The sequence below is a fragment of the Curtobacterium sp. PhB146 genome (assembly GCF_004342995.1).
Lineage (GTDB): Bacteria > Actinomycetota > Actinomycetes > Actinomycetales > Microbacteriaceae > Curtobacterium.
In genome coordinates this window covers 1,703,373-1,726,855 of the sequence record NZ_SMBN01000001.1, presented here as the reverse complement: position 1 = coordinate 1,726,855, position 23,483 = coordinate 1,703,373, and the positions used below count along the sequence as shown (strand labels likewise).

The window sequence follows — 23,483 nt, the reverse complement described above, 5'->3', positions numbered from 1 at the left end:
CGATCGACGCGTGGTCTGTCGCAAGAGTGGTGCGGGCGCCGGAGCCGGCGCGCGGGGCGCTAGCGGCGGGCGGGCTTGGGGAACGTGGCGCGCATGTGGTCGGTGGTGAGCACGTCGCCGATGCCGATCATGAGCAGTGAGAACACGATCTGCTCGATCACCATCCAGAACGGGTACAGCCCGGGGATCGCCGCCACGATGAGCGTCACGATCGGGAAGATCCGGCTGAACAACCGCACCCGCTGGTACGCCCAGTAGTACCCGAGCTGTGCCCGCCACGCGAACACGTAGAGCGTCAGGGTGATGAGCAGCACGACCGTCGCCCGGAACCACACCGCCCACGGCACGGTCTCCCCCGCGCGCGTCAGCAGCACGGCCACGACGATCGCGGCGAGTCCGACGATCGTCTCCGCGACGAGCAACCACCGGATCCACCGGAACGAGCGCACGGTGTCGGGGTGCTCGAGCATGTCCTGGCGGATGACGTACCCGCCCTGGCGACCTCCGGCCAGCCGGTCGAGCCGCAGCCGGCACCACAGACGGTCGGCGAGGCCACCGAGTCCGTCGTTGCGCTGCGTCACCAGTACATCGTGCCGCATCGAGCGACCACCGGCGTACCGCGCGGGTACCGACGCCGACGCCGACGCCGAACGACGTCATCGAGGTCGCACGACGTCGACGATGTCGTTCCGGGTCGGCGCGGGACCGCCCAGCGGCTCAGTCGCTCGGCACGAGCGCCGCGCCACCGAGCACGGTGCCGGTCGACGCGTCGAGCAGGACGAGGGAGCGGACCTCGTCGGGCAGGGTCCACGGGTCGCTCAGCACGACGGTCAGCCCCTGCTCGACGCCGGCGGCCTGGAAGACGTCGAAGGACTCCCCCGCCGGGGTCCACTCCGGGTCCTTGCCTCCGGTGACCGTCCCACCGGACAACACGACGTCGACCGGCCCCGTCGTTCCCGTCTTCAGGTGCGAGATGTCCACCGCGAGGGTGGCGTCACCCGTGTTCCCCGCGATGTGGACGTGTCCAGAGGCAGCGGCGCCGTCGATGCCGACGATGTCCCCGGAGACCGGCGGGACACGGCACCACCACGGCTCGATCGGCGACGAATCGACGGGTTGCACGGCCGGGGACGCCTCGGGCAGGGGTACGCCGAGGCCGTTCGAGGGTCGCAGCCCCTCCGTCGGCGACTGCGCTGGCTCGGGCACGGGCGCCGCACGGTCGGAGCGGGTGACTGTGTCGTCCTCGGACGGTGCGTGCGAGACCGTCCAGAGTGACACCGAGCCGACGACGACCACGGCGACGAGGGCACCCACCAGGGCGAGCCGACGTCGATCCGTTCCCCACCGCCCGATGCGCACGCTCCCATGATGCCGCGCCGACGCTGCGGACGCGCTCCGGGCCTCCCGGCCGAACGCGAACGCACTACGCGCAACGCACAACGCGCCCCGTGCAGACGGGACGCGTTGTGTGTGACGGAGCTGCGACTCAGCGCTTCCGGCGCTCGCGCACGCGCATGTTGACGTTGATCGGGGTGCCGGAGAAGCCCCAGACCTCGCGGAGTCGACGGGTGATGAACCGTCGGTACTGCGGGTCGAGGAACGCCGACGTGAAGAGCACGAAGGTCGGCGGCTGGCTCGACGCCTGGGTCCCGAACAGGATGCGGGGCTGCTTGCCGCCGCGCACGGGGTGGGGGTGCTCCTGGACGAGCTCGGCGATGAAGGCGTTGACCTTGCCCGTCGGGATGCGGGTGTCCCACGACGCGAGGGCGGTCTCGAGCGCCGGCACGAGCTTCTCGAGGTGGCGGCCGGTGCGGGCCGAGATGTTCACGCGCGGGGCCCAGGCGACGTGCGCCAGGTCCTGCTCGATCTCGCGCTCGAGGTAGCGGCGGCGTTCGTCGTCGAGCAGGTCCCACTTGTTGTAGGCCAGGACGAGCGCACGGCCCGACTCGAGCACCAGGTCGATGATGCGCAGGTCCTGCACGGAGACGGGCTCGGTGACGTCGAGGACGACGACGGCGACCTCGGCCTTCTCGAGCGCGGCGGTGGTGCGGAGCGAGGCGTAGAAGTCGGCACCCTGCTGCATGTGGACGCGCTTCCGGATGCCGGCCGTGTCGACGAAACGCCACACCTTGCCGCCGAGCTCGATCTGCTCGTCCACCGGGTCGCGGGTGGTGCCGGCGATGTCGTTCACGACGACGCGCTCTTCACCGGCGGCCTTGTTGAGCAGCGAGCTCTTGCCGACGTTCGGGCGGCCGAGGATCGCGACGCGGCGGGGGCCACCGACCTCCTGCTTGGCGACGGCCGAGGTGTCGGGCAGCGTCTTGATGATCAGGTCGAGCAGGTCCGCGACGCCACGGCCGTGCAGGGCCGACACGGGGTGCGGCTCGCCGAGCCCCAGGTTCCAGAGCTCGTAGGCGTCGAGTTCGCGGCGCTCGTCGTCGGCCTTGTTCGCGACGACGATGACGGGGCGGTCGGTGCCGCGGAGCATCTTGACGACGTGCTCGTCGGTGGCGGTGATCCCGACCGTGACGTCGACGACGAACAGCACGGCGTCGGCGAGGTCGATCGCGACCTCGGCCTGCGCGGCGACCGAGGCGTTGATGCCCTCGGCGCCGGGCTCCCAGCCGCCGGTGTCGACGAGCGTGAAGCGCTTGTCGTTCCAGTCAGCCTTGTAGCTGACGCGGTCACGCGTGACGCCGGGGACGTCCTGCACGACGGCCTCGCGACGACCGAGGATGCGGTTGACGAGCGCGGACTTGCCGACGTTCGGGCGGCCGACGATCGCGAGCACCGGGTAGGCGGGCAGGTAGTGGACGCCGTCCTCGCCGACCTGACCGGCCTCGAGCAGGGCGAGGTCTTCGTCCTCGAGGTCGTACTCCTCGAGTCCGGCGCGGAGCGCGGTCGCGCGCTGCTCGGCCTCGGCCTCGTCGAGTCCGGCGAGCCGCTCGCCGAGGGCGTCGTCGTACTGGGGGAAGTCGTCGTTGTCCGGGTTGTCCAACTGAGCCATGGTGGGTTCCTCGCGAGCGGCCGGAGCCGCGGTGTCGGTGGCCGTTCCCGGCCGGGCCGGAGATCCGGCCGTGGTGTGACCAGGCGGCCGAGGCCGTCCGGTCGTGCGTCAGTGCGTGGCCGCGCGGGCCAGGTCGACGACCGCCTGCACGGTCTGGTCGAAGTCGAGGTCGGTGGAGTCGAGCGTCGTGACGCCGTCTGCGGCGTTCATGAAGTCGACGACCTTCGCGTCCGCCGCGTCTCGACGAGCGAGTGCGGCGGAGGTCTCTGCGGCCGACTGGGTCGTGACCTCCGCCGAGCGCCGGGCCATTCTAACGGACTCGTCGGCCGTCAGCAGGATCCGGACCTCGGCGTCGGGTGCGACCACCGTGGTGATGTCCCGACCCTCGGTGATGATGCCCGGTGCATCGGTCTTCCGCATGACGTTCCGGAACAGCTGCACGAGCCGGTGTCGGACGTCGGGGAGCTTCGCGATGTGCGCCACCGCGCCCGTCACGTCCGGGGTGCGGATCGCGTCGGTGACGTCGGTCTCCCCCACGCGCACGTAGTAGTCGTCGGGATCGGTGCCGATGGCGTAGTCGAAGGTGTCCCAGCTCGCCAGGATCGCCGCCGCGTCGTCGAGGTCGACCCGCTGCTGCAGGGCGTGCCAGGCGAGGGCGCGGTAGGCGGCGCCGGTGTCCTGGTAGCCGTAGCCGAGCGCGCGGGCGGCCGCGCGGGAGACGCTCGACTTGCCGCTGCCCGCGGGACCGTCGACCGCGATGACGATCTTGGCCACGTAGGCGCCGTCGGTGAGACCGGCCGGTACCGGGGCGCTGGTCGAACCGGGCTCGCCGCCGGGCTCACCGAGGCCGCCGGCCGGTCCGCCGAGTGCGCCGCCGTCGCCGCTGCCGCTGAGCGGGCCGCCGGCACCGCCCTGGCCCGGGGTCGGGAGGCCGGAGTCCGGACCGTCCGGCCCGCCGGTCACGCCGGAGTCGGCGGTCACACCGGAGTCGTTCGTCGCTGCGTTCGTGTCGTTCAGGCCCATGCTGCTGCGATCCTCCATCCGCGACCCTCGAGTTCCTCGACGAGTCGCTGTTCCTGCTCGGGCAGCACCGACACCTCGACGATGCCGATCTGCGCGCCCGGTGAGTGCTCGAGGCGCATGTCCTCGAGGTTGATGCCGATCTCCCCGATGAACGTCAGGAGCGCGGCGATCTGCCCGGGGGTGTCGTCGACGAGGACGACCACCTGGGCGAAGCGCTTGGTGGTGCCGTGCTTGCCGGGCAGCCGTTCGACCCCACGGTTGCCGGCGGCGATCGTCTCGGCCAGGGTCCGCGGTGCCCCGGCGGCGGCGGGGTCGTCGAGCGCCCCGATCACGCCGCTCAGCTCGTCACGCAGGTCGGCCAGGACTCGCCGGACGTTGGCCGCGTTCGCGCCGATGATCTGCACCCACAGGCCGGGGTCGCTCGCGGCGACGCGGGTGACGTCGCGGACGCCACCGCCCGCCAGGCCGAGGGAGCCGTCCGGGGCGTCACGCAGCCGCGAGGCCATCAACGTCGACACGAGCTGCGGCACGTGCGAGACGTAGGCCACGGCGAGGTCGTGCGACGCCGGGTCCATCGGCACGACGGTCGCGCCGACGTCGAGCGCCAGGTCCTCGACCACGGCGGCGCGCTGGTAGCTGATGGCGTCGTGCCCGGCGATCACCCACGGGCTGCCGACGAACAGGTCGGCGCGGGCGGCGCTCGGTCCGCTGCGTTCACGTCCGGCCATCGGGTGCGACCCGATGTAGCGGGTGACGTCCGCGCCGGCTGCCACGAGCTCGGTCAACGGTCCGGCCTTGACGCTCGCGACGTCGGTCACGATGGCGTCCGGGTACGCCGACAGTTCGCGGGCGACGACGGTCGCCACGACGTCCGGCGGGACCGCGACCACCACGAGTTCCGGCTCGTCACCGGGTTCGGGCCGCCGGCCGGCCCCGTAGTCGACGGCGAGCGCCAACGCGCCGGGTGAGACGTCGTCGAGGACGACGTCGACCCCCTTCTCGCGCAGCGCCAGACCGATCGAGGTGCCGAGGAGCCCGGTGCCGACGACCCGCACCGGGCCGCGCACGCGGCGGTCGATGTCGGGTGGGGTCAGGTCGGTCACCGGGCAAGCCTACCGACCGACACCCGGGCGTCGGTCGACGCCCGGGTGCCGGTCACGGCCCGAGGGGCCGGTCGCGGTCAGTCCGCGGTCTCGTCGTCCCACTCGTCGTCGTCGCCCTGGTCGAGGGCGACGTCGCGGTCGTCACGAGCGGAGGGCTTGGCGTCGCGGACGGTGCCGAGCAGCTTCCCGACCTCGACCGTGCCCAGCTCGCGCATCTTGCCCGGCGGCAGGCTGCCGAGGTGCAGCGGACCGAACGAGCGGCGGACGAGTTCGAGGACGGGGTGGTCGACGGCCTCGAGCATGCGACGGACGATCCGGTTGCGGCCGGAGTGCAGCGTGATCTCGACGAGCGACTCACCCCGCGAGGACTCGAGCAACCGCACCTTGTCGGCCTTGATCGGACCGTCCTCGAGCTCGACGCCCTCGGTCAGACGCTGGACCACGGCGGGGTTCACGTTGCCGTGCACCTTCGCGATGTAGGTCTTCTGCACGCCGAACGACGGATGCGCGAGCACGTGCGCCAGGTCGCCGTCGTTCGTCAGGACGAGCAGCCCGGAGGTCTCGGTGTCCAGGCGGCCGACGTTGAACAGGCGCTCTTCGTAGCGGTCCACGAACTCGGTCAGGTCGCGGCGACCGCGCTCGTCCTGCAGGCTCGAGACGACACCGGTCGGCTTGTTCAGCACGATGTACCGCCGCGAGGAGTCGATCTGCACCGGCACGCCGTCGACCGAGATCGCGTCGGTCGCGGGGTCGACACGACGCCCGAGGGCGTCCACGACCTGGCCGTTGACCGTCACGCGGCCCTCGACGATCAGGTTCTCCGCGACGCGGCGAGATGCCACGCCCGCAGCGGCGATCACCTTCTGCAGGCGCTCTCCCTCTGCCTGGAGGCCCGGCTCGGCCCCGGCAGACGTCGTCCCGTCCGCCGCGTCCCAGTCTTCGATGATCGGGCGTTCGGGCGTGCCCTCCACCGGGGCGCCGTGGCTGTCGCGCTCACCGCTCGGCTTCGGCGTGGTGCGGCCGTTGGCGGCGTTGCTGCTCTTGCCGGGGCGGTCGCTGTTGCGGACGCTCGTGGTACCGCCGACGTACCGGCGGCCGTTGTGCCAGACGCGGCTCTGCTGGCCGTCGGGGCCGCGGCGGTCCTCGCGGCTGTCGCGGTTGTCGCGAGGTGCCGAGCTGCGGTCGTCACGACCGCGGTACCCACCACGGTCGTCACGCGGCGCGGCGCTGCGGTCGTCGCGGCCGCGGTACCCACCACGGTCGTCACGGGGAGCTGCGCTGCGGTCGTCGCGGCCGCGGTACCCACCACGGTCGTCACGCGGAGCCGAGTTCCCGCGGTAGCCACCACGGTCATCGCGCGGAGCCGAGCTACGGTCATCGCGCCCGCGGTAGCCACCACGGTCATCGCGCGGAGCCGAGCTACGGTCATCGCGCCCGCGGTAGCCACCACGGTCATCGCGCGGCGCGGAGCTGCGGTCGTCGCGACCCCGGTAGCCACCACGGTCATCGCGCGGAGCCGAGTTACCGCGGTACCCACCACGGTCGTCACGCGGGGCCGAGCTGCGGTCGTCGCGACCCCGGTAGCCACCGCGATCGTCACGCGGCGCGGAGTTCCCGCGGTAGCCACCGCGGTCATCGCGCGGAGCCGAACTGCGGTCATCGCGACCCCGGTACCCACCACGGTCATCGCGCGGCGCGGAGTTCCCGCGGTAGCCGCCACGGTCGCCGCCGCCGGCACGGTCGTCACGGCCTCGGTACCCACCGCGGTCGTCACGCGGAGCCGAGTTGCCCCGGTACCCGCCACGGTCGTCGCGCGGAGCCGAGCTGCGGTCGTCACGGCCGCGGTACCCACCACGGTCATCACGCGGCGCGGAGCTACGGTCATCGCGACCCCGGTAGCCGCCACGGTCGCCACCGCGGTCGTCGCGCGGCGGGTAGCCGCCACGACGGTCGTCGTCACGCGGCGGACGTGCGCCCCCGCGGTCGTCGCGACCGTACCCGCCGGAGCGGCCACCGGCACTGGAGCCGGCCCCGCCGCGGCCGGGAGCCGAACGCCCGGGGCGATCCGGGCCTCCTGAGCGTCCGTTGCGGTCGTCTCGGTCTCGGGGCGCGCCGCGCCCCCGGTCGTCAAACCCGGCCATCGGGGATCCCTTCGTTCTGCCCGAAGCCGTCCGCACCGTCGTCCAGGAGGGGCGAGATGAGCGGCAGCTCGTCGAGCGAGTTGATGCCGAGCTGCTGCAGGAGCAGATCGGACGTGACGTAGTTGATGGCGCCGGTCTCGGAGTCGGTGAACGACTCCTCGATGAGACCGCGCGCGACCAGCGTTCGGACGACGCCGTCGACGTTGACGGCGCGGATCGACGCGATCTGGGATCGCGTGATCGGTTGCTTGTAGGCGACGACCGCGAGGGTCTCGAGTGCGGCCTGCGACAGGCGCGAGGGACGCTCGGCCTCGACGAACTGCTCGACGACGGCGTCCAGGTCCTGGCGGACGTAGAAGCGCCAGCCGCCGCCGACCTCGCGGAGTTCGAACCCGCGGCGGGTGGTGCCGTCGACGCCGTCGAAGTCCGCGACGAGGCGTTCGACGGCCTGGCGGACGGCGGGGACGGGGGCGTTGACGGCGGCGCCGAGCGCGACGAGCGACTGGGGCTCGTCCGCGATCATCAGGATCGCCTCGAGCTGGCGGTCGATCGGGATCGCCGGGTGCGCCTGCGGGGCGCGGTCGTGCTCGTGCTCGTGGTCGTGCTCGGCGCGCGCGTGGATCTCGTGCTCGATCGCGCGGGCGTCGGCCATCTCGTCGGCGCCGCCGGGTTCGGCGCTGGACGTGTCGTGCACGTCATCCGTCATAGTCGGCTCCCAGGTTGGCGAGGCTCTCGTCGGACCAGTCCTCGGCGGTCCATCGGAGCGTGAGTTCCCCGAGCGGCTCGAGTTGTTCGAACGAGATCGATGCGTTCCGGTACAGCTCCAGGATCGCGAGGAAGCGAGCCACCACGATACCCGTCTGGTCGACGCCCGCGACCAGTTCGCGGAACGAGACGCCCTCGCCGTCGCGTGTCCGCAGGATCGAGACGACGATCGCGGCCTGTTCGCGGATGCTGATGAGCGGCGCGTGCAGGTGGTCGAGTCCGACCGTCGGGATCTCCCGCGGGGCGAACGCCAGCGCTGCCAGCGCGGCGAAGTCCTGCACCGAGAGCGTCCACACGAGCTCGGGCGTGCGGGCGCGGAACCGTTCCTCGAGCCGGACGCTCCGGACGTGCCGACGCGACTCCACACCCCAGCGTTCGCCGAACCAGTCGGCGGCCTGCTTGAACGCCCGGTACTGCAGCAGCCGCGCGAACAGCAGGTCGCGGGCTTCGAGCAGGGCGACGTCCTCGGCATCGACGAGCTCACCCTGCGGCAGCAGCCCGACGATCTTCAGGTCGAGCAAGGTGGCGGCGACGACGAGGAACTCGCTCGCCTCGTCGAGTTCGTCCGCCGACTCGGCCTGACGCACGTACTGGATGAACTCCCCGGTGACCGCGCCGAGCGAGACCTCGGTGATGTCGAGCTCGTGCTTCGTGATGAGCGACAGCAGGAGGTCGAACGGGCCGTCGAAGTTGGTGAGTCGGACCCGGAACCCCGACTCAGGCGACGGCGCCACGCTGGACGAGCTCTCGTGCGAGCTGCCGGTAGGCGTGGGCGGCGGCGTGGTCCGGCGCCGTCTGGGTGATCGGCCGCGCGGAGACGGTGGCGTCCGGGAACTTCACGGTGCGCCCGATGACGGTGTCGAGGACCCGGTCGTCGAACGTGTCGACGACGCGCTCCATGACCTCGCGCGAGTGCAGGGTGCGCGAGTCGTACATGGTGGGCAGGATGCCGTCGAGCGTCAGCGCCGGGTTGAGGCGGTCGCGCACCTTGTCGATCGTCTCGATGAGCAGGGCGACACCGCGCAGGGCGAAGAACTCGCACTCGAGCGGGATGAGCACCCCGTGCGCCGCGGTCAGGGCGTTGACGGTGAGCAGGCCGAGCGACGGCTGGCAGTCGACCAGGATCACGTCGTAGTCGTTCGCGACCTTGCGCAGCACGCTCGCCAGGATCTGCTCGCGGGCGACCTCGTTGACCAGGTGCACCTCGGCCGCGGACAGGTCGATGTTCGCCGGGATCACGTCGAGCCCCGGGGTGTTCGTCGGCTGGATGACCTGGATCGGGTCCTTCACGGCGCCCATGAGCAGGTCGTAGACGGTGTGGATGTCGTGCGTGCGGACACCGAGGCCCGCGGAGAGCGCACCCTGCGGGTCGAAGTCGACGGCCAGGACCTTGCGGCCGTACTCCGCCAGGGCTGCACCGAGGTTGATCGCCGTGGTGGTCTTGCCGACGCCGCCCTTCTGGTTGCAGAGGGCGATGATGCGCGCAGGGCCGGTGCTGTCGAGTTCCTCGGGCACGGGGAACTCCCGGACAGGACGACCCGTCGGACCGATGGAGGTCGCGCCGGTGGGGTTGGTCGTCGGGTTCGTGCTCACCCGGCCATCGTACCGGCGACGTCGGCCGGCCCGGGGCCGCACCGCCGCGCGCGGCCGGGTCTGCGTTGCTCGTGGCCGGGTGCGTGGCCGACGCGTCGCCGCTCAGGCTGCCCGCAGGGCCACGCGCATGCTGTCGACGCGCTCGGTGATGACGGCGTCCGTCGACCACCGCTGCTGCAGGCGTCCGACGAGCTCGCCGACCTGCTCGCGGTCGAGCCCGGGGTGCAACGCCAGTCCGACGGTCAGCTCCGGGCCGGCGAAGCGTCCGACCGGGTCCCCGGGGGTCAGTTCGACACGGGCGACGCTGCGCTCCCCCACGACCGAGTTGGCGAACGCCTGGGCGACCTCGGGGTCCTCGAAGCACGGGGTCCACGGTAGGTCCTGGCCGAGCGCCCACACCGCGGGACGGCGCAGCACGAACTCGGTGGCCGACTTCGGGTCGAGCACGACGAGCTGCGTCTCCTCGCTCGCCGCGGCCATCGCCACCCGTCGTGACTCCACGGGCACGGGCCGGGCATCGGCGTCCCAGACGTGCATCGCTTCGACCGAGGTGAACGCGGGCATCACGCTCCGCCCGTCCGGCCCGGCGACCGTCACGATCGAGAGCTCCTGGGTCTTGTCCACGAGCTTGCCGGCGTCGGTCTCGCCGAGGTCGCCCGCCTCGGCGATGAGCGGGATGAGCAGCCGGGCGGTGCGCAGTGCATGAACGACTGCCGCCTGCGATGCACCGGCGGCCACGCCTGCGATCGCCGCGGTCAGCGCCGGGTCGGCCAGACCGTCGTCGTCGGCGAAGGCGGTGTCGTGGTGGTCGAACGTGCGGCCTTCCCACGTGAAGCCGGCCGAGTCCGCCGCGCCACCCGGGGTGTGCGCGTCGTCGGGACCGGTTGCCGCGTCCGCACCGGTTGCCGCTTCGGGGCCGGTTCCGCGCCCGTTCGAAATTCCCGCCACGCCGCTACTCCGAGGCGATGTCGAGTGCGGCCGGCAGCGTGAACGCCCCGGAGTACAGCGCCTTGCCGATGATCGCGCCCTCGAGCCCGAACGGCACGAGCTCGCGCAGCGCCCGCAGGTCGTCGAGCGTCGAGATCCCGCCAGAGGCCACGACGGGCTGGTCGGTCCGGTCGCACACCTGGCGCAGCAGCTCGACGTTCGGGCCCTGCAGCGTGCCGTCCTTCGTGACGTCGGTGACGACGTACCGGGCGCACCCCGCGGCCTCGAGCCGGTCGAGGACCTCCCACAGGTCGCCGGCGTCCTCGGTCCAGCCGCGGCTGGCGAGGGTCGTGCCACGCACGTCGAGCCCGACGGCGATCTGCTCGCCGTACTCGCCGATCACCCGAGCGGCCCAGTCCGGGTTCTCGAGCGCCGCCGTGCCGAGGTTGACCCGGGCAGCGCCGGTGGCCAGCGCGGCTTCGAGCGAGGCGTCGTCGCGGATGCCACCCGACAGCTCGACCGAGACGCCGTCGACCTCGCGGATCGCGTGCGCGATCACCTTGCGGTTGTCGCCCCGACCGAAGGCCGCGTCGAGGTCCACCAGGTGGATCCACTCCGCGCCCTGGTCACGCCAGGTGCGCGCGGCGGCGACGGGGTCGCCGTAGCCGGTCTCGCTCCCCGCCTCGCCCTGGGTCAACCGGACGGCCTGGCCGTCGACGACGTCGACGGCAGGCAGCAGGACGAGGGGCGAGGTGTCGGTGAGGTCGGTCATGGTCCTGTCGGTTTCGTCACGGTGGTGAAGGTGCGGTGGAGAAGGTGCGGTGGTGGAGGTGCGGGGTTCGGCCTGGAGGCCCGTGGCACGTCCGGCGGCTCCGTCGCGCCCGTTGCGGGCCGGGTTCAGAGCGAGCGCACCCAGTTGGTCAGCAGGCGGATGCCCGGCTCGCCGGACTTCTCGGGGTGGAACTGGGTCGCGGTGAGCGGCCCGTTCTCGACCGCGGCGATGAACCGCTGCCCGTGTTCAGCCCACGTCAGGCCGGGAGCACGGAACGGGCCGTAGGCGTCGAGCGGGAAGTCGGTCACGCCGTACGAGTGCACGAAGTAGAACCGCTCGTCGTGCAGCCCGTCGAACAGTACGGAGTTCTCCGGTGCCTGGACGGTGTTCCAGCCCATGTGCGGCAGGACCTCGGCCTGGAGCTCCTCGACGGTGCCGGGCCACTGCCCGAGCCCCTCGACGTCGGCTCCGCGCTCGATGCCGCGGGAGAACAACACCTGCATGCCGACGCAGATGCCGAGCACCGGACGGCCACCGGCCAGACGGTGGTCGACGATCTCGCCCCCCTGGACGCCCTCGAGCTGGTCGATGACCGCGGCGAACGCCCCGACCCCGGGTACGAGCAGGCCGTCGGCACGGAGCGCCGCCTGCTTGTCGGAGGTCAGCGTGACCTCGGCTCCGGCCCGCTCGAGTGCCTTGGCCGCGGAGTGCACGTTGCCCGAGCCGTAGTCGAGGACGACGACGTTCGGCTTCGCGGTCACAGTGCGCCCTTGGTGGAGGGGATGCCGTCGACGCGCGGGTCGAGTTCGACCGCCTTGCGCATCGCACGCGCGAACGCCTTGAACTCGGCTTCCGCGATGTGGTGCGGGTCGCGGCCACCGAGCACACGGACGTGCACGGTGATGCCCGCGTTGAACGTGATCGCCTCGAGCACGTGGCGGATCATCGACCCGGTGAAGTGACCGCCGATGCGGTGGAACTCGAACCCCTCGGGCTCACCCGAGTGCACGAGGAACGGGCGCCCGGAGACGTCGACGACCGCCTGGGCCAGCGCTTCGTCGAGGGGCACGAGGGCGTCGCCGTACCGGCCGATGCCAGACCGGTTGCCGAGGGCCTGCTTGAGCGCCTGCCCGAGCACGATGCCGGTGTCCTCGACCGTGTGGTGCACGTCGATGTCGGTGTCACCGGTCGACCGCACGCGCAGGTCGATGAGCGAGTGCTTGCTGAACGCGGTCAGCATGTGGTCGAAGAACGGCACGCTCGTCGAGATGTCGGACGAACCGGTGCCGTCGAGGTCGAGCTCGAGTTCGACGCTCGATTCGCTCGTGCTGCGGCTGATCGAGGCGGTACGGGCGGTCATGCCCCAACCCTAACCGGCGGCTGCTCAGCGGCGACCTGCCGCATGGCGTCGAGGAACGCGGTGGTCTCCTCTGCCGTGCCGGCACTCACCCGCAGGTGGTTCGGGATGCCGAGGTCGCGCACGATGACGTCCCGCTCGAGCAGCGACTCGAACGCAGCGTGCGGGTCGGCGACCCCACCGAACAGGACGAAGTTCGACCAGGTCTCGTAGGTCCGGTAGCCCATGGCCTGCAGCTCGGTCACCATCCGGTCACGCTGCTGCTTGATGTCGTCGACCATCGCGAGCATCTCGGGCGCGTGGCGCAGTGCGGCGACGGCGGCCGCCTGCGTCAGGACGGACAGGTGGTACGGCAGCCGGACGAGGCGGACGGCGTCGATCACGGCGGGGTGTGCCGCCATGTAGCCGACCCGTGCACCGGCGAACGCGAAGGCCTTGCTCATGGTGCGCGAGACGACGAGACGCTCACGCCCGGGCAACAGCGTGAGGGCGCTCGGCACGTCGGCCGGCATGAACTCGGCGTAGGCCTCGTCCACCATCACGATGCCGTCGGTCGCGGCGTACGCGGCCTCGATCGTCTCGATCGGCAGCGGTGTGCCGGTGGGGTTGTTCGGCCCGCACAGGAACACGATGTCCGGTCGGTGCTGCTCGATCGCCGCCACGACGGTCTCGGGTGCGATGCGGAACTCGTCGTCGCGCTCCGCCGGGATCCAGGTCGTGCCGGTGCCGGAGGCCAGTATCGAGTGCATCGAGTAGGTGGGCGGGAACCCGAGGACGGAACGCCCCGGGCCACCGAAGGCCTGCAACAGCTGCTGGAGGACCTCGTTCGAGCCGTTCGCCGCCCACAGCTGTTCTGCAGTGAGGCCGTGGCCGAGGTACCCGGCCAGCGACTCGCGGAGCTCCGTGAACTCGCGGTCCGGGTAGCGGTTCACCGTCGCGAGCGCCTGTCGGATCGAGGCGACGATGTCGTCAGCCACGTCGTCGGGTACGGGATGCGTGTTCTCGTTGACGTTCAGCTGGACGCGGACGTGCTTCTGCGGAGCGCCGTAGGGGCTCTGACCGCGGAGGTCGTCTCGGATCGGGAGGTCTTCCAGCGTGAATGCCACCGATCCATCGTAGGCCGCTGTGGCCACCGGACGACCAGCCGTCCGGACGGGACTGCCCTCGACCACTCGCAGCGGCTACTGGCCGGAGGTGTACTTCGTCGGGATGGCGATCTGCTCGCCGGCCTGCAGCCCGGAGCCGTCGAGGGCGTTGAGGCTGATGACGTCCTGCACGAAGTCGCGCGGGTCGGCGTTCGGCGCGGTGTCCTCCGCCAGCTGCCAGAGCGTCTCGCCCGGCTGGATCGTGACCGTGTCGAACTGCGTCCGGGCGCCACCAGCGGCGGCGTCACCGGCGGACGCCTGACCGCCGTTGAGGACGAAGAAGGCGACGACGATGAGGAGGGGGAGCGCGGCGAGCGTCGTGAAGACGATGCGGCCGCGGCGCGTCAGGCGCAGGCGGACGCGCACGGCGGGGGCCGCGGTGCGCTGGATGTCAGCGATGGCGATGGTGCTCATGTCGTTCTTGCCTTCCCGTTCGGGTGAACCGAAGTCGTGTACCGAACATAGTTTCGAATCTGACGACGCACAAGTCCTGGGAGCGGATTTCTGCGGGGTTTTCTTGCGACACGCTCGAACAGGTGTTTGTCCGGGGTTGACCGGTCGGATACTGTTTCGATCGACTGGGACAAGTCAAACGGGGACCACCGACATTCCCGCCACGGCCGCTCAGCACCGACGAAAGCGAGACGACGTGGTGGACGAACTGCGGGGCCAGAAGCCGCTGACCGCGAAGCAGCAGACGATCCTCGACGCCATCCGCGCGTCCATCGCCTCACGGGGCTACCCGCCGAGCATGCGCGAGATCGGCGACGCAGCCGGGCTCTCCTCGCTGTCGAGCGTCTCCCACCAGCTCGGCCAGCTCGAGCTCGGCGGCTGGATCCGCCGCGACCCGAACCGTCCCCGTGCACTCGAGGTCCTGGTCGACGAGCCCACGCCGGACGTCACCGGGCCCGACGTCGACGCCACCACGCTCGTGCCCCTCGTCGGCCGGATCGCCGCCGGTGTCCCGATCACGGCGGAGCAGCACGTCGACGAGATCGTCCCCCTGCCCCGGCAGCTCGTCGGTACCGGCGACCTCTTCATGCTCAAGGTGGTCGGCGAGTCGATGATCGACGCCGCGATCTGCGACGGCGACTGGGTGGTCGTCCGTGCCCAGCGGACCGCCGAGAACGGTGACATCGTCGCCGCGATGCTCGACGAAGAAGCGACCGTCAAGGTCTTCCGCCAGCGCGACGGCCACACGTGGCTGCTCCCCCGCAACACCGCGTTCGAGCCGATCCTCGGCGACGCGGCGTCGGTGCTCGGCAAGGTCGTCGCAGTCCTCCGCTCCCTCTGAAGCACGCCGGGCACTGACCCACGACGGGCAGACCCGCGCACAACCACAATCGGCTCGGACCACGAGATCTCGTGGTCCGAGCCGATTGCGGTTGTGCGGCGTTGAACGGAACCGCGGCCGGAGCGCACCCGCGCGACGGACGTGGGGCGGGCCTCCCGGCCGTCAGTCGGTACCGGCCGTCAGGACGTGACGGGGGCGACCACGTACGGATCGAGCTCCGCGACCTGGCGCTGGAAGACACGCACGCGCAGGCGGGTGCCGTCCTCGACGTAGTCGACGGAGTCGACCGCGCCGGCGTCGTGCAGCGTGGAGACGAGGTCACCGCGGTCGTAGGGCACGACCACCGTGAGCTCGACGTCGGGCTCCGGCAGGCGCTCCTCGATGGTACGGAGGAGCTCCGGGATGCCCTCGCCCGTGCGGGCCGACACGAAGACGGCGTCCGACGCGAGCCCGATCAGGACGAGGCGCTGTGCGTCGTCGATCAGGTCGGCCTTGTTGAACACGACGATCTCGGGGATGTCGTGCGCGCCGACGTCGCCGATGACCTCGCGCACGGTGGCGAGCTGGGCCCCGGGGTCGGGGTGCGAGCCGTCGACCACGTGCACGATGACGTCGGCCTCGCCGACCTCTTCGAGGGTGGAGCGGAACGCCTCGACCAGCTGGTGCGGCAGGTTCCGGACGAAGCCGACCGTGTCCACGAACGTGAACTCGCGGCCCTTGGTGCTCTCGGTCCGGCGGACCGTGGCGTCCAGCGTCGCGAACAGCTGGTTCTGCACCAGCACGCCGGCGCTCGTCAGGCGGTTCAGGAGCGAGGACTTGCCCGCGTTCGTGTAGCCGGCGATCGCGACGCTCGGCACCTCGTTGCGGTGACGGTCGGCACGCTTCGCCTCGCGCGCAGGGCGGAACCCGGCGATCTGGCGGCGGAGCTTCGACATGCGGGTGTGGATGCGACGTCGGTCGAGCTCGATCTTCGTCTCACCGGGACCACGCGAACCCATGCCCGCACCGCCGGAGACCTGACCACCGGCCTGCCGGGACATCGAGTCACCCCAGCCGCGCAGTCGGGGCAGCAGGTACTGGAGCTGCGCGAGCTCGACCTGGGCCTTGCCCTCTCGGGTCTTCGCGTGCTGGCTGAAGATGTCGAGGATCACGGCCGTGCGGTCGATGACCTTGACCTTCACGACGTCCTCGAGGGCACGGCGCTGCGACGGGGCGAGCTCGGTGTCCGCGATCACCGTGTCGGCGCCGGTGGCCTTGACGACCATCGCGAGCTCTTCCGCCTTGCCCTTGCCGAGGTAGGTCGCCGGGTCGGGGTTCGGTCGACGCTGGAGGAGCCCGTCGAGGACCACCGCGCCGGCCGTCTCGGCCAGGGCGGACAGCTCCCGCAGGGAGTTCTCGGCGTCCTGCGCGTCACCGTGCGGGTACACGCCGATCAGGACGACCTGCTCGAGCCGCAGCTGGCGGTACTCGACCTCGGTGACGTCCTCGAGCTCGGTGGAGAGGCCGGCGACGCGGCGCAGGGCCGCCCGGTCCTCACGGTCGTACTGGTCGCCGTCGCCGTCCCACCCGTGTTCGTCGACCGAGCGGGTCTGGATCGCCTGGGCGGGGGCGAAGATGGACGATGCTGCGCGGCGGTCGGCGTTGCGCAACACCCGTTCGACGACACCGTCTGCGCTGTCGTCGTTGGTCTGGTCGTTCTGCTGATGGGTATCCGTCATCCTGTCCACAGGGTACCTCCGGCGGGCCTCGGACACACCGGGTTCCCGCTACGGTTCATCCATGGCGAACGACCACTACTTCTCCGCGAACCCGTCATCGGACACCCGCGAACGCCAGATCGACGTCACCCTCGCCGGCCGGTCGCTCACGCTGACCACGGCAGCAGGGGTCTTCAGCCCGGACGGCCTCGACCGCGGCACCCGCGTGCTGCTCGGTTCCGTCCCGCCGCCCGCGCACGACGGCGCGCTGCTCGACGTCGGCTGCGGCTGGGGCCCGATCGCGATCACGATGGCGCTGCACTCCCCCGACGCGGCGGTGTGGGCCGTCGACGTCAACGAACGGGTGCTCGGGTTGGCGCGGGCCAACGCCGAGGCCGCGGGTGCGTCGAACGTCACCATCGCCCTGCCCGACGACGTCCCGGACGACCTGCGGTTCCGGACGATCTGGTCGAACCCGCCGATCCGCGTCGGCAAGGACGAACTCCACGAGATCCTGCTGACGTGGCTGCCCCGGCTCGAGGTCGAGGGCGACGCCTGGCTCGTGGTGTCGAAGGACCTCGGGGGCGACTCGTTGCAGAAGTGGCTCGTCGGTGCGCTCGGGGCAGGGTTCCACGTCGCGCGGGCGTCCACCGACAAGGGGTTCCGCGTCATCCGGGTGCGCCGGACGGCGTAGGCGGGCGCGCGGCGCCGGGCGCCGCGCGGCGCCGCGCGCCGCGCGGCCCCGCCCCGCCCCGCGGCCCGCGGCCCGCGCCCCCCGCGTCAGACCGTCAGATCCCCGGAGAACACGAGCTCGGCGGGCCCGGACAGCGACACGTGCTCGCCGTCCTCCGCCGCGAACATCCGCACCGTCACGACGCCGCCCGGCACCCGTACGCGCCAGGTGTCCGGCGCACCGGAGCCCACCCAGTACCGCGTCGCGAGGGCCGCAGCCACCGCACCGGTGCCGCACGACAGCGTCTCGCCGCTGCCCCGCTCGTGCACCCGCATCGTGATCTCGCCGACGCCGTCGTTGATCAGGGGGTCGCCGGGCAGCACGAACTCGACGTTGGCGCCGTGCTCGGGCGCCGGGTCGAGCACGGGCAGGAAGGTCAGGTCGAGGTCGGCGAGTTCGTCCTCGGTCGCGACGGCGACGACGACGTGCGGGTTGCCGACGTCGATGCCGATGCCGGGCCGGGCGCCGTCGAGGTTCTTGGCGCGCACCATGACGTCGTCCGAGCCGCCGTCCTCGATGCCCAGCCCCCACCGGCCGAGGTCGGCAGCGAAGCCGTTGGTGGTCCGCTGGATGTCGACCAGGCCCTTGCGGCTGCCGACGGTCAGGGTCTCGCCGGGTGCGAGCTCGACCAGACCGGACTCGGTCAGGTACCGCGCGAACACCCGGATCCCGTTGCCGCACATCTCGGCGATCGTGCCGTCGGCGTTGTGGTAGTCCATGAACCACGTCGCCGCGGGTTCGACGGCCACCAGGGCGCGCCCTTCGGGGATCGACTCGGACCGCACCGCACGGATCACGCCGTCGCCGCCCACGCCGAAGCGTCGGTCCGCGATCGCACGGATCCGCTCGGGGGTCAGGTCGACGGTGGCGTCGGGGTCGGCGAACAGGACGAAGTCGTTGCCGGTCCCCTGGCCCTTGGTGAAGTGCAGCTCGGTCACGGGACGATCCTACGGGCCAGTTCCGACAGGTCCCCGCGGTCGGCTCCGGTGACGTCGAGGGTCTCGGCCTCGGCGTAGCGGCGGAACCAGGACACCTGCCGTCGGGCGTACTTGCGCGTCGCGATCCCGGTCGCCTCGACCGCTGCCTCGATCGTGGAGGTCCCCCGCAGCACGTCGAGCGCCTGCGAGTACCCGATCGCGGCCCGCGCGGTCTTCCCTTGCTCGATGCCCTGCTCGCGCAGAGCCGCGACCTCGTCGACGAGTCCGGCGGCGAACATCCCCGCCGCACGCGCGTGCAGCGCCGCGACCAGCTGCTCACGATCCCGTCGCAGGTGCAGGATGCGGGACGGTCGCCAGGCGCGGGGCGCGGACGGGAGGCTCGGGGTCACGACCTCGGACCGGCTCGCGATCTCGAGTGCCCGGATCAACCGCCGTGGGTTGCGTGCATCGATCGTCGCTGCGGCCGCCGGGTCCAGGCCGCGGAGCCGCTCGAGCAGGATGCCCGGACCGAGCTCGTCGTGCTCGCGCTCGAGCTGCGCGCGGAGTTCCGGGTCGGTGCCGGGGAACGCCAGGTCGAACAGGACGGAGGACACGTAGAGACCACTGCCGCCGACGAGCACGGCGACGCCGCCGTCCGCCTGGATCCGGTCCACGTCGGCTCGGGCAGCCACCTGGTACGCGGCGACGCTCGCCTCGTCGGTGACGTCGAGCACGTCGAGTTGGTGGTGCGGGATGCCGTGCCGTTCGTCGAACGACAGCTTCGCGGTGCCGATGTCCATGCCCCGGTACAGCTGCATGGCGTCCGCGTTGACGATCTCGGCGTTCCGGCCGGCGGCGCGGAGGCGTTCGGCGATCGCGATCCCGAGGTCGGACTTGCCCGTCCCGGTCGCCCCGACGACGGCGATCAGATCAGCGTCGGAGGCATCGAGTACGCGGTGCTGGACCGGGCCGCGCTCGGAGCCGTCCCCGACGGGGGCGTCAGCGCCCGACACGGAGCGTCGGCAGCCCGAGCGACACCGGGCGCGGACCGTCGCCGGGCGCCGCCGGGGTCGGCACGCCGCAGCTCTCGGCCTCGGCGCGGTCCCAGGCGTCGCCCGCTCGGGTGCGTCGGATGCGCAGTGGAGCGTCGTCGTCGGCGATCAGGAAGTGCGGGGCCGCTCGGGTGATCTCGACCGTCACGACGTCGCCGGGTCGCGGGACCGCGGAGCCCTCCGGCACGGCGAAGTGCACGAGCCGCGAGTCCTCGGCGCGTCCGGACAACCGGCGGGTGGCGTCGTCCTTCCGCCCCTCGCCCGTCGCGACGAGGACCTCGACGCTCCGGCCGACCTGCGCGGCGTTCTCCTCCGCGGTGATGCGTTCCTGCAGCGCGACGAGCCGCTCGTACCGCTCCTGCACGACGTGCTTCGGCAGCTGGTCGTCCATCGTCGCTGCCGGGGTGCCGGGACGGATCGAGTACTGGAAGGTGAAGGCGCTGGCGAACCGTGCCTGCTCGACGACGCGGAGGGTGTCCGCGAAGTCCTCTTCCGTCTCGCCGGGGAACCCGACGATGATGTCGGTCGAGATCGCCGCGTTCGGGATCTTGGCGCGCACCCGGTCGAGGATGCCGAGGAACCGCTCGCTCCGGTAGCTCCGCCGCATCGCCTTGAGGACCCGGTCGGACCCGGACTGCAACGGCATGTGCAGCTGCGGCATGACGTTCGGGGTCTCGGCCATGGCGTCGATGACGTCGTCGGTGAAGGCTGCCGGGTGCGGGCTCGTGAAGCGGATGCGCTCGAGGCCGTCGATGGTGCCGGCCGCGCGCAGCAGCTTGCCGAACGCCTGACGGTCGCCGAACTCGACCCCGTACGAGTTCACGTTCTGCCCGAGCAGCGTGACCTCGATCGCACCGTCGTCGACGAGCGCCTGGATCTCGGCCAGGACGTCACCCGGGCGGCGGTCCTTCTCCTTGCCGCGGAGCGACGGGACGATGCAGAACGTGCACGTGTTGTTGCACCCGACCGAGATCGACACCCACCCGCTGTGGGTCGAGTCGCGCTTGGTCGGCAGCGTCGACGGGAACACGTCGAGCGCTTCGAGGATCTCGATCTGCGCCTCGTCGTTGTGCCGCGCACGTTCGAGCAGCGTCGGCAACGAGCCCATGTTGTGCGTGCCGAAGACCACGTCCACCCACGGCGCCTTCTCGAGGATGACGTTCTTGTCCTTCTGCGCCAGGCACCCACCGACGGCGATCTGCATGCCGGGGTGGTCGCGCTTGATGCCGGCGAGCTGTCCGAGGTTGCCGTACAGACGGTTGTCCGCGTTCTCGCGCACCGCACAGGTGTTGATCACGACGACGTCGGCCTGCTCGCCGTCGGCCGCCGTGTAGCCCGCTGCCTGCAGCGACCCGCTCAGCCGCTCGGAGTCGTGGACGTTCATCTGGCACCCGTAGGTGCGGACTTCGTAGGTGCGCTGGCGCGCTGCGACGGTGGCCATGGTCGTCCCAGTGTAGGTCGGGGCGACTACTCGAAGCGCACGGTCCCGCGGCCCGTCGGAGGCCGGCGTCCGCCGCCGTCGAGGGCCCGCTGGACGGCGATCCGCACCACGCCCGAGCCGTAGCCCTTGCGCATCAGGAACCCCGACAACCGACGCTCGGCGGTCGCACGGTCGAGCCCACGCATCTGCGGCGCACGCTTGTCGGCGAGCTCCTGGGCGCGGATGAACTCGTCGTCCTCGTCATCGGCGGCTTCGTCGAGCGCGGTGTCGATCGCGATCTGGTCGATGCCACGACGACGCAGCTCGGTGACCACGCCCTGCCGCCCCAGACCCTTGCGGGCGTGCAAGCGGTCCACCAGGTCGGTGGCGAGAGCGACGTCGTCGAGCAGCCCGACTCGGGTCAGGCGTTCGATCTCGTGCTCGACCACGTCGGGATCGAGGTCCTGCTGGGTGAGCAGTGTCCGCATCTCGGACTCGCTCACGCCCTTGCGGCCGAGCGCCCGCATGCTGAGCCGCTCGGCGTCGGCGCGCTGCTCGTCGAGGGGACGAGGGGCATCCGCAGGGTCGAGTTCTTCGCCACCGGCGATCGAGAAGACTGACGCCGTCGTGGCGTCCGCCCCGTCGTCGTCGTAGCCGTCCTGCTCGGCCCGCGCGGTCCGGCCGGAACCGTCGCCGATGACCGGCGAGACCCAGTCGGCCTGTGCACGCGGCCCGCGGATGGGCAACGGGACGGGGGTGTCCGCATCGTCCTCGAGCACGGGCTCTGGAATGCTTGGCACCGGCTGCTCGGGTTCGGGGGTGGGCTCCGCAGCTGCCGGGGCCCGGCGACGGGACCTCGCACCGAACAGGTCGGTGACCGGTGCGAGGCCGTCGTCGTCGTGGTCGGTGCTCACGCGCCCTTGCGCTCCGCGAGCTTCGGCGCGATCGACTCGACCGGAGCCTCTTCCGCCTTGGCGCCACCGACGCCGAGCTTGGCGAGGATCTTGCCCTCGATCTCAGCCGCGGTGTCGGGGTTCTGGATCAGGAAGGAACGCGAGTTCTCCTTGCCCTGCCCGAGCTGGTCGCCGTCGTAGGTGTACCAGGCACCCGACTTCTTGACGATGCCGTGGTCGACACCGAAGTCGAGCAGCGAGCCTTCGCGCGAGATGCCGACGCCGTACAGGATGTCGAACTCGGCCTGCTTGAAGGGCGGCGCCATCTTGTTCTTGACGACCTTGACACGCGTGCGGTTGCCCACCGCGTCGGTGCCGCTCTTGAGCGTCTCGATGCGACGGATGTCGAGGCGGACGGACGCGTAGAACTTCAGCGCCTTACCGCCCGAGGTGGTCTCCGGGGAACCGAAGAACACACCGATCTTCTCGCGCAGCTGGTTGATGAAGATCATCGTGGTCTGCGTCTGGTTCAGCCCACCGGCGAGCTTGCGCAGCGCCTGGGACATGAGGCGGGCCTGCAGACCGACGTGGGAGTCACCCATCTCGCCCTCGATCTCGGCGCGCGGCACCAGTGCTGCGACCGAGTCGATCACGATGAGGTCGATCGAGCCGGAGCGGACGAGCATGTCCGCGATCTCGAGCGCCTGCTCGGCGGTGTCCGGCTGCGACACGAGCAGGGCGTCGATGTCGACACCGAGCTTCTTGGCGTACTCCGGGTCGAGCGCGTGCTCGGCGTCGATGAAGGCCGCGATGCCACCGGCGCGCTGGGCGTTGGCGATGGCGTGGATGGTGAGGGTCGTCTTGCCCGAGGACTCCGGGCCGTAGATCTCGACGATGCGGCCGCGGGGCAGTCCCCCGATGCCGAGCGCGACGTCGAGCGCCACCGACCCGGTCTGGATGACGTTGACGGGGGCGCGTTCGTCCGAACCGAGGCGCATGATCGCACCCTTGCCGAACTGCCTGTCGATCTGTGCGAGTGCGGTCTCGAGGGCCTTTTCGCGGTCTGCCGGTGATGGCATGGGGTGCTCCTTCGTGCTCGTGTTCGGCCGCCTGTAGGCTGTCGCGTCCACGCCGGCCGGTGGTGCAAGGCCGATGGTTCTGCGACAAGGCTTCGGGCTGTTCCCGATGTCCATCAACCTATGACTGGCCACCGACATCACTGCCGACGGTCACGCGATCTGTGGATGGAGCACCCGGGCGACGCCGCTGTGGAGGAACGTACCACCGATCGAACACCCGTTCGAGCAACACGCCGAACACAGTTTCGGGCGGTGGCGGCGGCGCGACCGAGCGCTGCCGCCTCAGTTCTGCGGCTCGGCCAACCCCTTGCCGTGCCGCCGGTCGAGCGGGACGTCCTGCGAGTCACAGAGGGCGTCCCACACCCGGCGGGCGTCGATGCCGGCGGCGAGGGCGTCCACGGCCGAGCGGCCACCGAGGTCCTCGAGCACGACGTCACGGCTGACCACGGACCCGTAGGCCTCGCCGAACACCTGGTCGACGGCACGCCAGAACTCACTCACCCGCATCCGACAAGCCTAAAGCGTCCCCGAACACACAGCGCCCCGGACGCAGAACGCCCCCGCC

Annotated in this window: 24 protein-coding genes; 2 read left to right on the top strand and 22 right to left on the bottom strand. The window is 71.4% G+C overall.

The genetic code is table 11. The features are described from left to right. Positions 1–59: 59 nt before the first annotated feature. The 15 genes from EDF33_RS08300 to EDF33_RS08230 all read right to left on the bottom strand — a co-directional run bounded on the left by EDF33_RS08300 (position 60) and on the right by EDF33_RS08230 (position 14,247). Complete coding sequence (locus EDF33_RS08300; RefSeq protein WP_123293894.1) at positions 60–581, bottom strand: hypothetical protein; 522 nt, start codon at positions 579–581, stop codon at positions 60–62. 136 nt (positions 582–717) lie between these two features. Next, entirely contained in the window at positions 718–1,359 is a 642-nt protein-coding gene (locus EDF33_RS08295) for a hypothetical protein (RefSeq protein WP_132099710.1), read from the bottom strand. A 127-nt stretch (positions 1,360–1,486) separates the two neighbouring features. Beyond that, positions 1,487–3,007 (bottom strand): ribosome biogenesis GTPase Der, encoded by a 1,521-nt coding sequence (gene der, locus EDF33_RS08290; protein WP_111084613.1) that lies wholly within the window; start codon positions 3,005–3,007, stop codon positions 1,487–1,489. 108 nt (positions 3,008–3,115) lie between these two features. Further along, positions 3,116–3,781 (bottom strand): (d)CMP kinase, encoded by a 666-nt coding sequence (cmk, locus tag EDF33_RS08285; protein WP_132099786.1) that lies wholly within the window; start codon positions 3,779–3,781, stop codon positions 3,116–3,118. A gap of 239 nt (positions 3,782–4,020) precedes the next feature. Next, positions 4,021–5,133, bottom strand: a complete 1,113-nt coding sequence (locus EDF33_RS08280) for a prephenate dehydrogenase (RefSeq protein WP_132099709.1) — start codon at positions 5,131–5,133, stop codon at positions 4,021–4,023. A 77-nt stretch (positions 5,134–5,210) separates the two neighbouring features. Beyond that, entirely contained in the window at positions 5,211–6,002 is a 792-nt protein-coding gene (locus tag EDF33_RS20385) for a pseudouridine synthase (RefSeq protein WP_240347709.1), read from the bottom strand. 1,258 nt (positions 6,003–7,260) lie between these two features. Further along, positions 7,261–7,980, bottom strand: coding sequence for an SMC-Scp complex subunit ScpB (scpB, locus tag EDF33_RS08270; protein ID WP_243692392.1), 720 nt, complete (start codon positions 7,978–7,980; stop codon positions 7,261–7,263). Further along, a complete protein-coding gene (locus EDF33_RS08265) occupies positions 7,970–8,773 on the bottom strand; it encodes a ScpA family protein (RefSeq protein WP_111084610.1) in 804 nt (267 codons plus the stop codon). The genes scpB and EDF33_RS08265 overlap by 11 nt, the downstream gene beginning before the upstream one ends. Next, positions 8,757–9,632 carry a ParA family protein gene (locus EDF33_RS08260; protein ID WP_111084609.1) on the bottom strand — a complete coding sequence of 292 codons (876 nt, stop codon included), beginning with the start codon at positions 9,630–9,632 and terminating at the stop codon, positions 8,757–8,759. Before EDF33_RS08260 ends, EDF33_RS08265 begins: the two co-directional genes overlap by 17 nt. 102 nt (positions 9,633–9,734) lie before the next feature. After that, positions 9,735–10,580 (bottom strand): SseB family protein, encoded by an 846-nt coding sequence (locus EDF33_RS08255; protein WP_132099707.1) that lies wholly within the window; start codon positions 10,578–10,580, stop codon positions 9,735–9,737. A gap of 4 nt (positions 10,581–10,584) precedes the next feature. After that, on the bottom strand, positions 10,585–11,331 hold the full coding sequence (gene priA, locus EDF33_RS08250; protein ID WP_111084607.1) for a bifunctional 1-(5-phosphoribosyl)-5-((5-phosphoribosylamino)methylideneamino)imidazole-4-carboxamide isomerase/phosphoribosylanthranilate isomerase PriA: 747 nt from the start codon (positions 11,329–11,331) through the stop codon (positions 10,585–10,587). 125 nt (positions 11,332–11,456) lie between these two features. Next, positions 11,457–12,092, bottom strand: coding sequence for an imidazole glycerol phosphate synthase subunit HisH (gene hisH, locus EDF33_RS08245; RefSeq protein ID WP_132099706.1), 636 nt, complete (start codon positions 12,090–12,092; stop codon positions 11,457–11,459). Continuing rightward, entirely contained in the window at positions 12,089–12,691 is a 603-nt protein-coding gene (hisB, locus tag EDF33_RS08240; RefSeq protein WP_132099705.1) for an imidazoleglycerol-phosphate dehydratase HisB, read from the bottom strand. The genes hisH and hisB overlap by 4 nt, the downstream gene beginning before the upstream one ends. Beyond that, positions 12,688–13,794, bottom strand: a complete 1,107-nt coding sequence (locus EDF33_RS08235) for a histidinol-phosphate transaminase (RefSeq protein WP_132099704.1) — start codon at positions 13,792–13,794, stop codon at positions 12,688–12,690. Before EDF33_RS08235 ends, hisB begins: the two co-directional genes overlap by 4 nt. Positions 13,795–13,869: 75 nt before the next feature. Then, positions 13,870–14,247 carry a LysM peptidoglycan-binding domain-containing protein gene (locus tag EDF33_RS08230; protein WP_111084603.1) on the bottom strand — a complete coding sequence of 126 codons (378 nt, stop codon included), beginning with the start codon at positions 14,245–14,247 and terminating at the stop codon, positions 13,870–13,872. A gap of 235 nt (positions 14,248–14,482) precedes the next feature. On the opposite strand from EDF33_RS08230, the gene lexA reads away from it, so the two are divergent. Next, the gene (gene lexA, locus EDF33_RS08225) at positions 14,483–15,127 is read left to right on the top strand and encodes a transcriptional repressor LexA (RefSeq protein WP_132099703.1); all 645 of its coding nucleotides are present in this window, start codon (positions 14,483–14,485) and stop codon (positions 15,125–15,127) included. Between the two features lie 179 nt (positions 15,128–15,306). Here lexA and hflX read toward each other — a convergent pair whose 3' ends face one another. Continuing rightward, positions 15,307–16,845, bottom strand: a complete 1,539-nt coding sequence (hflX, locus tag EDF33_RS08220; RefSeq protein ID WP_111084601.1) for a GTPase HflX — start codon at positions 16,843–16,845, stop codon at positions 15,307–15,309. 61 nt (positions 16,846–16,906) lie between these two features. Between hflX and EDF33_RS08215 the strand changes: the two genes are divergently transcribed. Continuing rightward, the gene (locus EDF33_RS08215; protein ID WP_132099702.1) at positions 16,907–17,518 is read left to right on the top strand and encodes a methyltransferase; all 612 of its coding nucleotides are present in this window, start codon (positions 16,907–16,909) and stop codon (positions 17,516–17,518) included. A gap of 86 nt (positions 17,519–17,604) precedes the next feature. Here EDF33_RS08215 and dapF read toward each other — a convergent pair whose 3' ends face one another. From dapF to EDF33_RS08185, 6 genes are all read right to left on the bottom strand, one after another. Continuing rightward, positions 17,605–18,495 (bottom strand): diaminopimelate epimerase, encoded by an 891-nt coding sequence (gene dapF / locus EDF33_RS08210; protein ID WP_132099701.1) that lies wholly within the window; start codon positions 18,493–18,495, stop codon positions 17,605–17,607. After that, positions 18,492–19,487, bottom strand: coding sequence for a tRNA (adenosine(37)-N6)-dimethylallyltransferase MiaA (gene miaA, locus EDF33_RS08205; RefSeq protein WP_347812764.1), 996 nt, complete (start codon positions 19,485–19,487; stop codon positions 18,492–18,494). Before miaA ends, dapF begins: the two co-directional genes overlap by 4 nt. Then, on the bottom strand, positions 19,474–20,967 hold the full coding sequence (gene miaB / locus EDF33_RS08200; protein ID WP_123341028.1) for a tRNA (N6-isopentenyl adenosine(37)-C2)-methylthiotransferase MiaB: 1,494 nt from the start codon (positions 20,965–20,967) through the stop codon (positions 19,474–19,476). Before miaB ends, miaA begins: the two co-directional genes overlap by 14 nt. Positions 20,968–20,993: 26 nt before the next feature. Further along, positions 20,994–21,860 carry a regulatory protein RecX gene (locus EDF33_RS08195; RefSeq protein WP_132099700.1) on the bottom strand — a complete coding sequence of 289 codons (867 nt, stop codon included), beginning with the start codon at positions 21,858–21,860 and terminating at the stop codon, positions 20,994–20,996. Beyond that, positions 21,857–22,918, bottom strand: a complete 1,062-nt coding sequence (gene recA / locus EDF33_RS08190; RefSeq protein WP_111084595.1) for a recombinase RecA — start codon at positions 22,916–22,918, stop codon at positions 21,857–21,859. The genes EDF33_RS08195 and recA overlap by 4 nt, the downstream gene beginning before the upstream one ends. Before the next feature lie 282 nt (positions 22,919–23,200). Continuing rightward, a complete protein-coding gene (locus tag EDF33_RS08185; RefSeq protein ID WP_111084594.1) occupies positions 23,201–23,425 on the bottom strand; it encodes a DUF3046 domain-containing protein in 225 nt (74 codons plus the stop codon). Between the last annotated feature and the right edge of the window lie 58 nt (positions 23,426–23,483).

What these genes read in the sequence shown, in the direction of transcription:
- der (WP_111084613.1), bottom strand. Translation starts at nt 3,007, where the DNA reads ATGGCTCAGTTGGACAACCCGGACAACGACGACTTCCCCCAGTACGAC.
- scpB (WP_243692392.1), bottom strand. Translation starts at nt 7,980, where the DNA reads ATGACGGATGACGTGCACGACACGTCCAGCGCCGAACCCGGCGGCGCC.
- priA (WP_111084607.1), bottom strand. Translation starts at nt 11,331, where the DNA reads ATGACCGACCTCACCGACACCTCGCCCCTCGTCCTGCTGCCTGCCGTC.
- hisB (WP_132099705.1), bottom strand. Translation starts at nt 12,691, where the DNA reads ATGACCGCCCGTACCGCCTCGATCAGCCGCAGCACGAGCGAATCGAGC.
- EDF33_RS08230 (WP_111084603.1), bottom strand. Translation starts at nt 14,247, where the DNA reads ATGAGCACCATCGCCATCGCTGACATCCAGCGCACCGCGGCCCCCGCC.
- hflX (WP_111084601.1), bottom strand. Translation starts at nt 16,845, where the DNA reads ATGACGGATACCCATCAGCAGAACGACCAGACCAACGACGACAGCGCA.
- EDF33_RS08215 (WP_132099702.1), top strand. Translation starts at nt 16,907, where the DNA reads ATGGCGAACGACCACTACTTCTCCGCGAACCCGTCATCGGACACCCGC.
- miaB (WP_123341028.1), bottom strand. Translation starts at nt 20,967, where the DNA reads ATGGCCACCGTCGCAGCGCGCCAGCGCACCTACGAAGTCCGCACCTAC.
- recA (WP_111084595.1), bottom strand. Translation starts at nt 22,918, where the DNA reads ATGCCATCACCGGCAGACCGCGAAAAGGCCCTCGAGACCGCACTCGCA.
- EDF33_RS08185 (WP_111084594.1), bottom strand. Translation starts at nt 23,425, where the DNA reads ATGCGGGTGAGTGAGTTCTGGCGTGCCGTCGACCAGGTGTTCGGCGAG.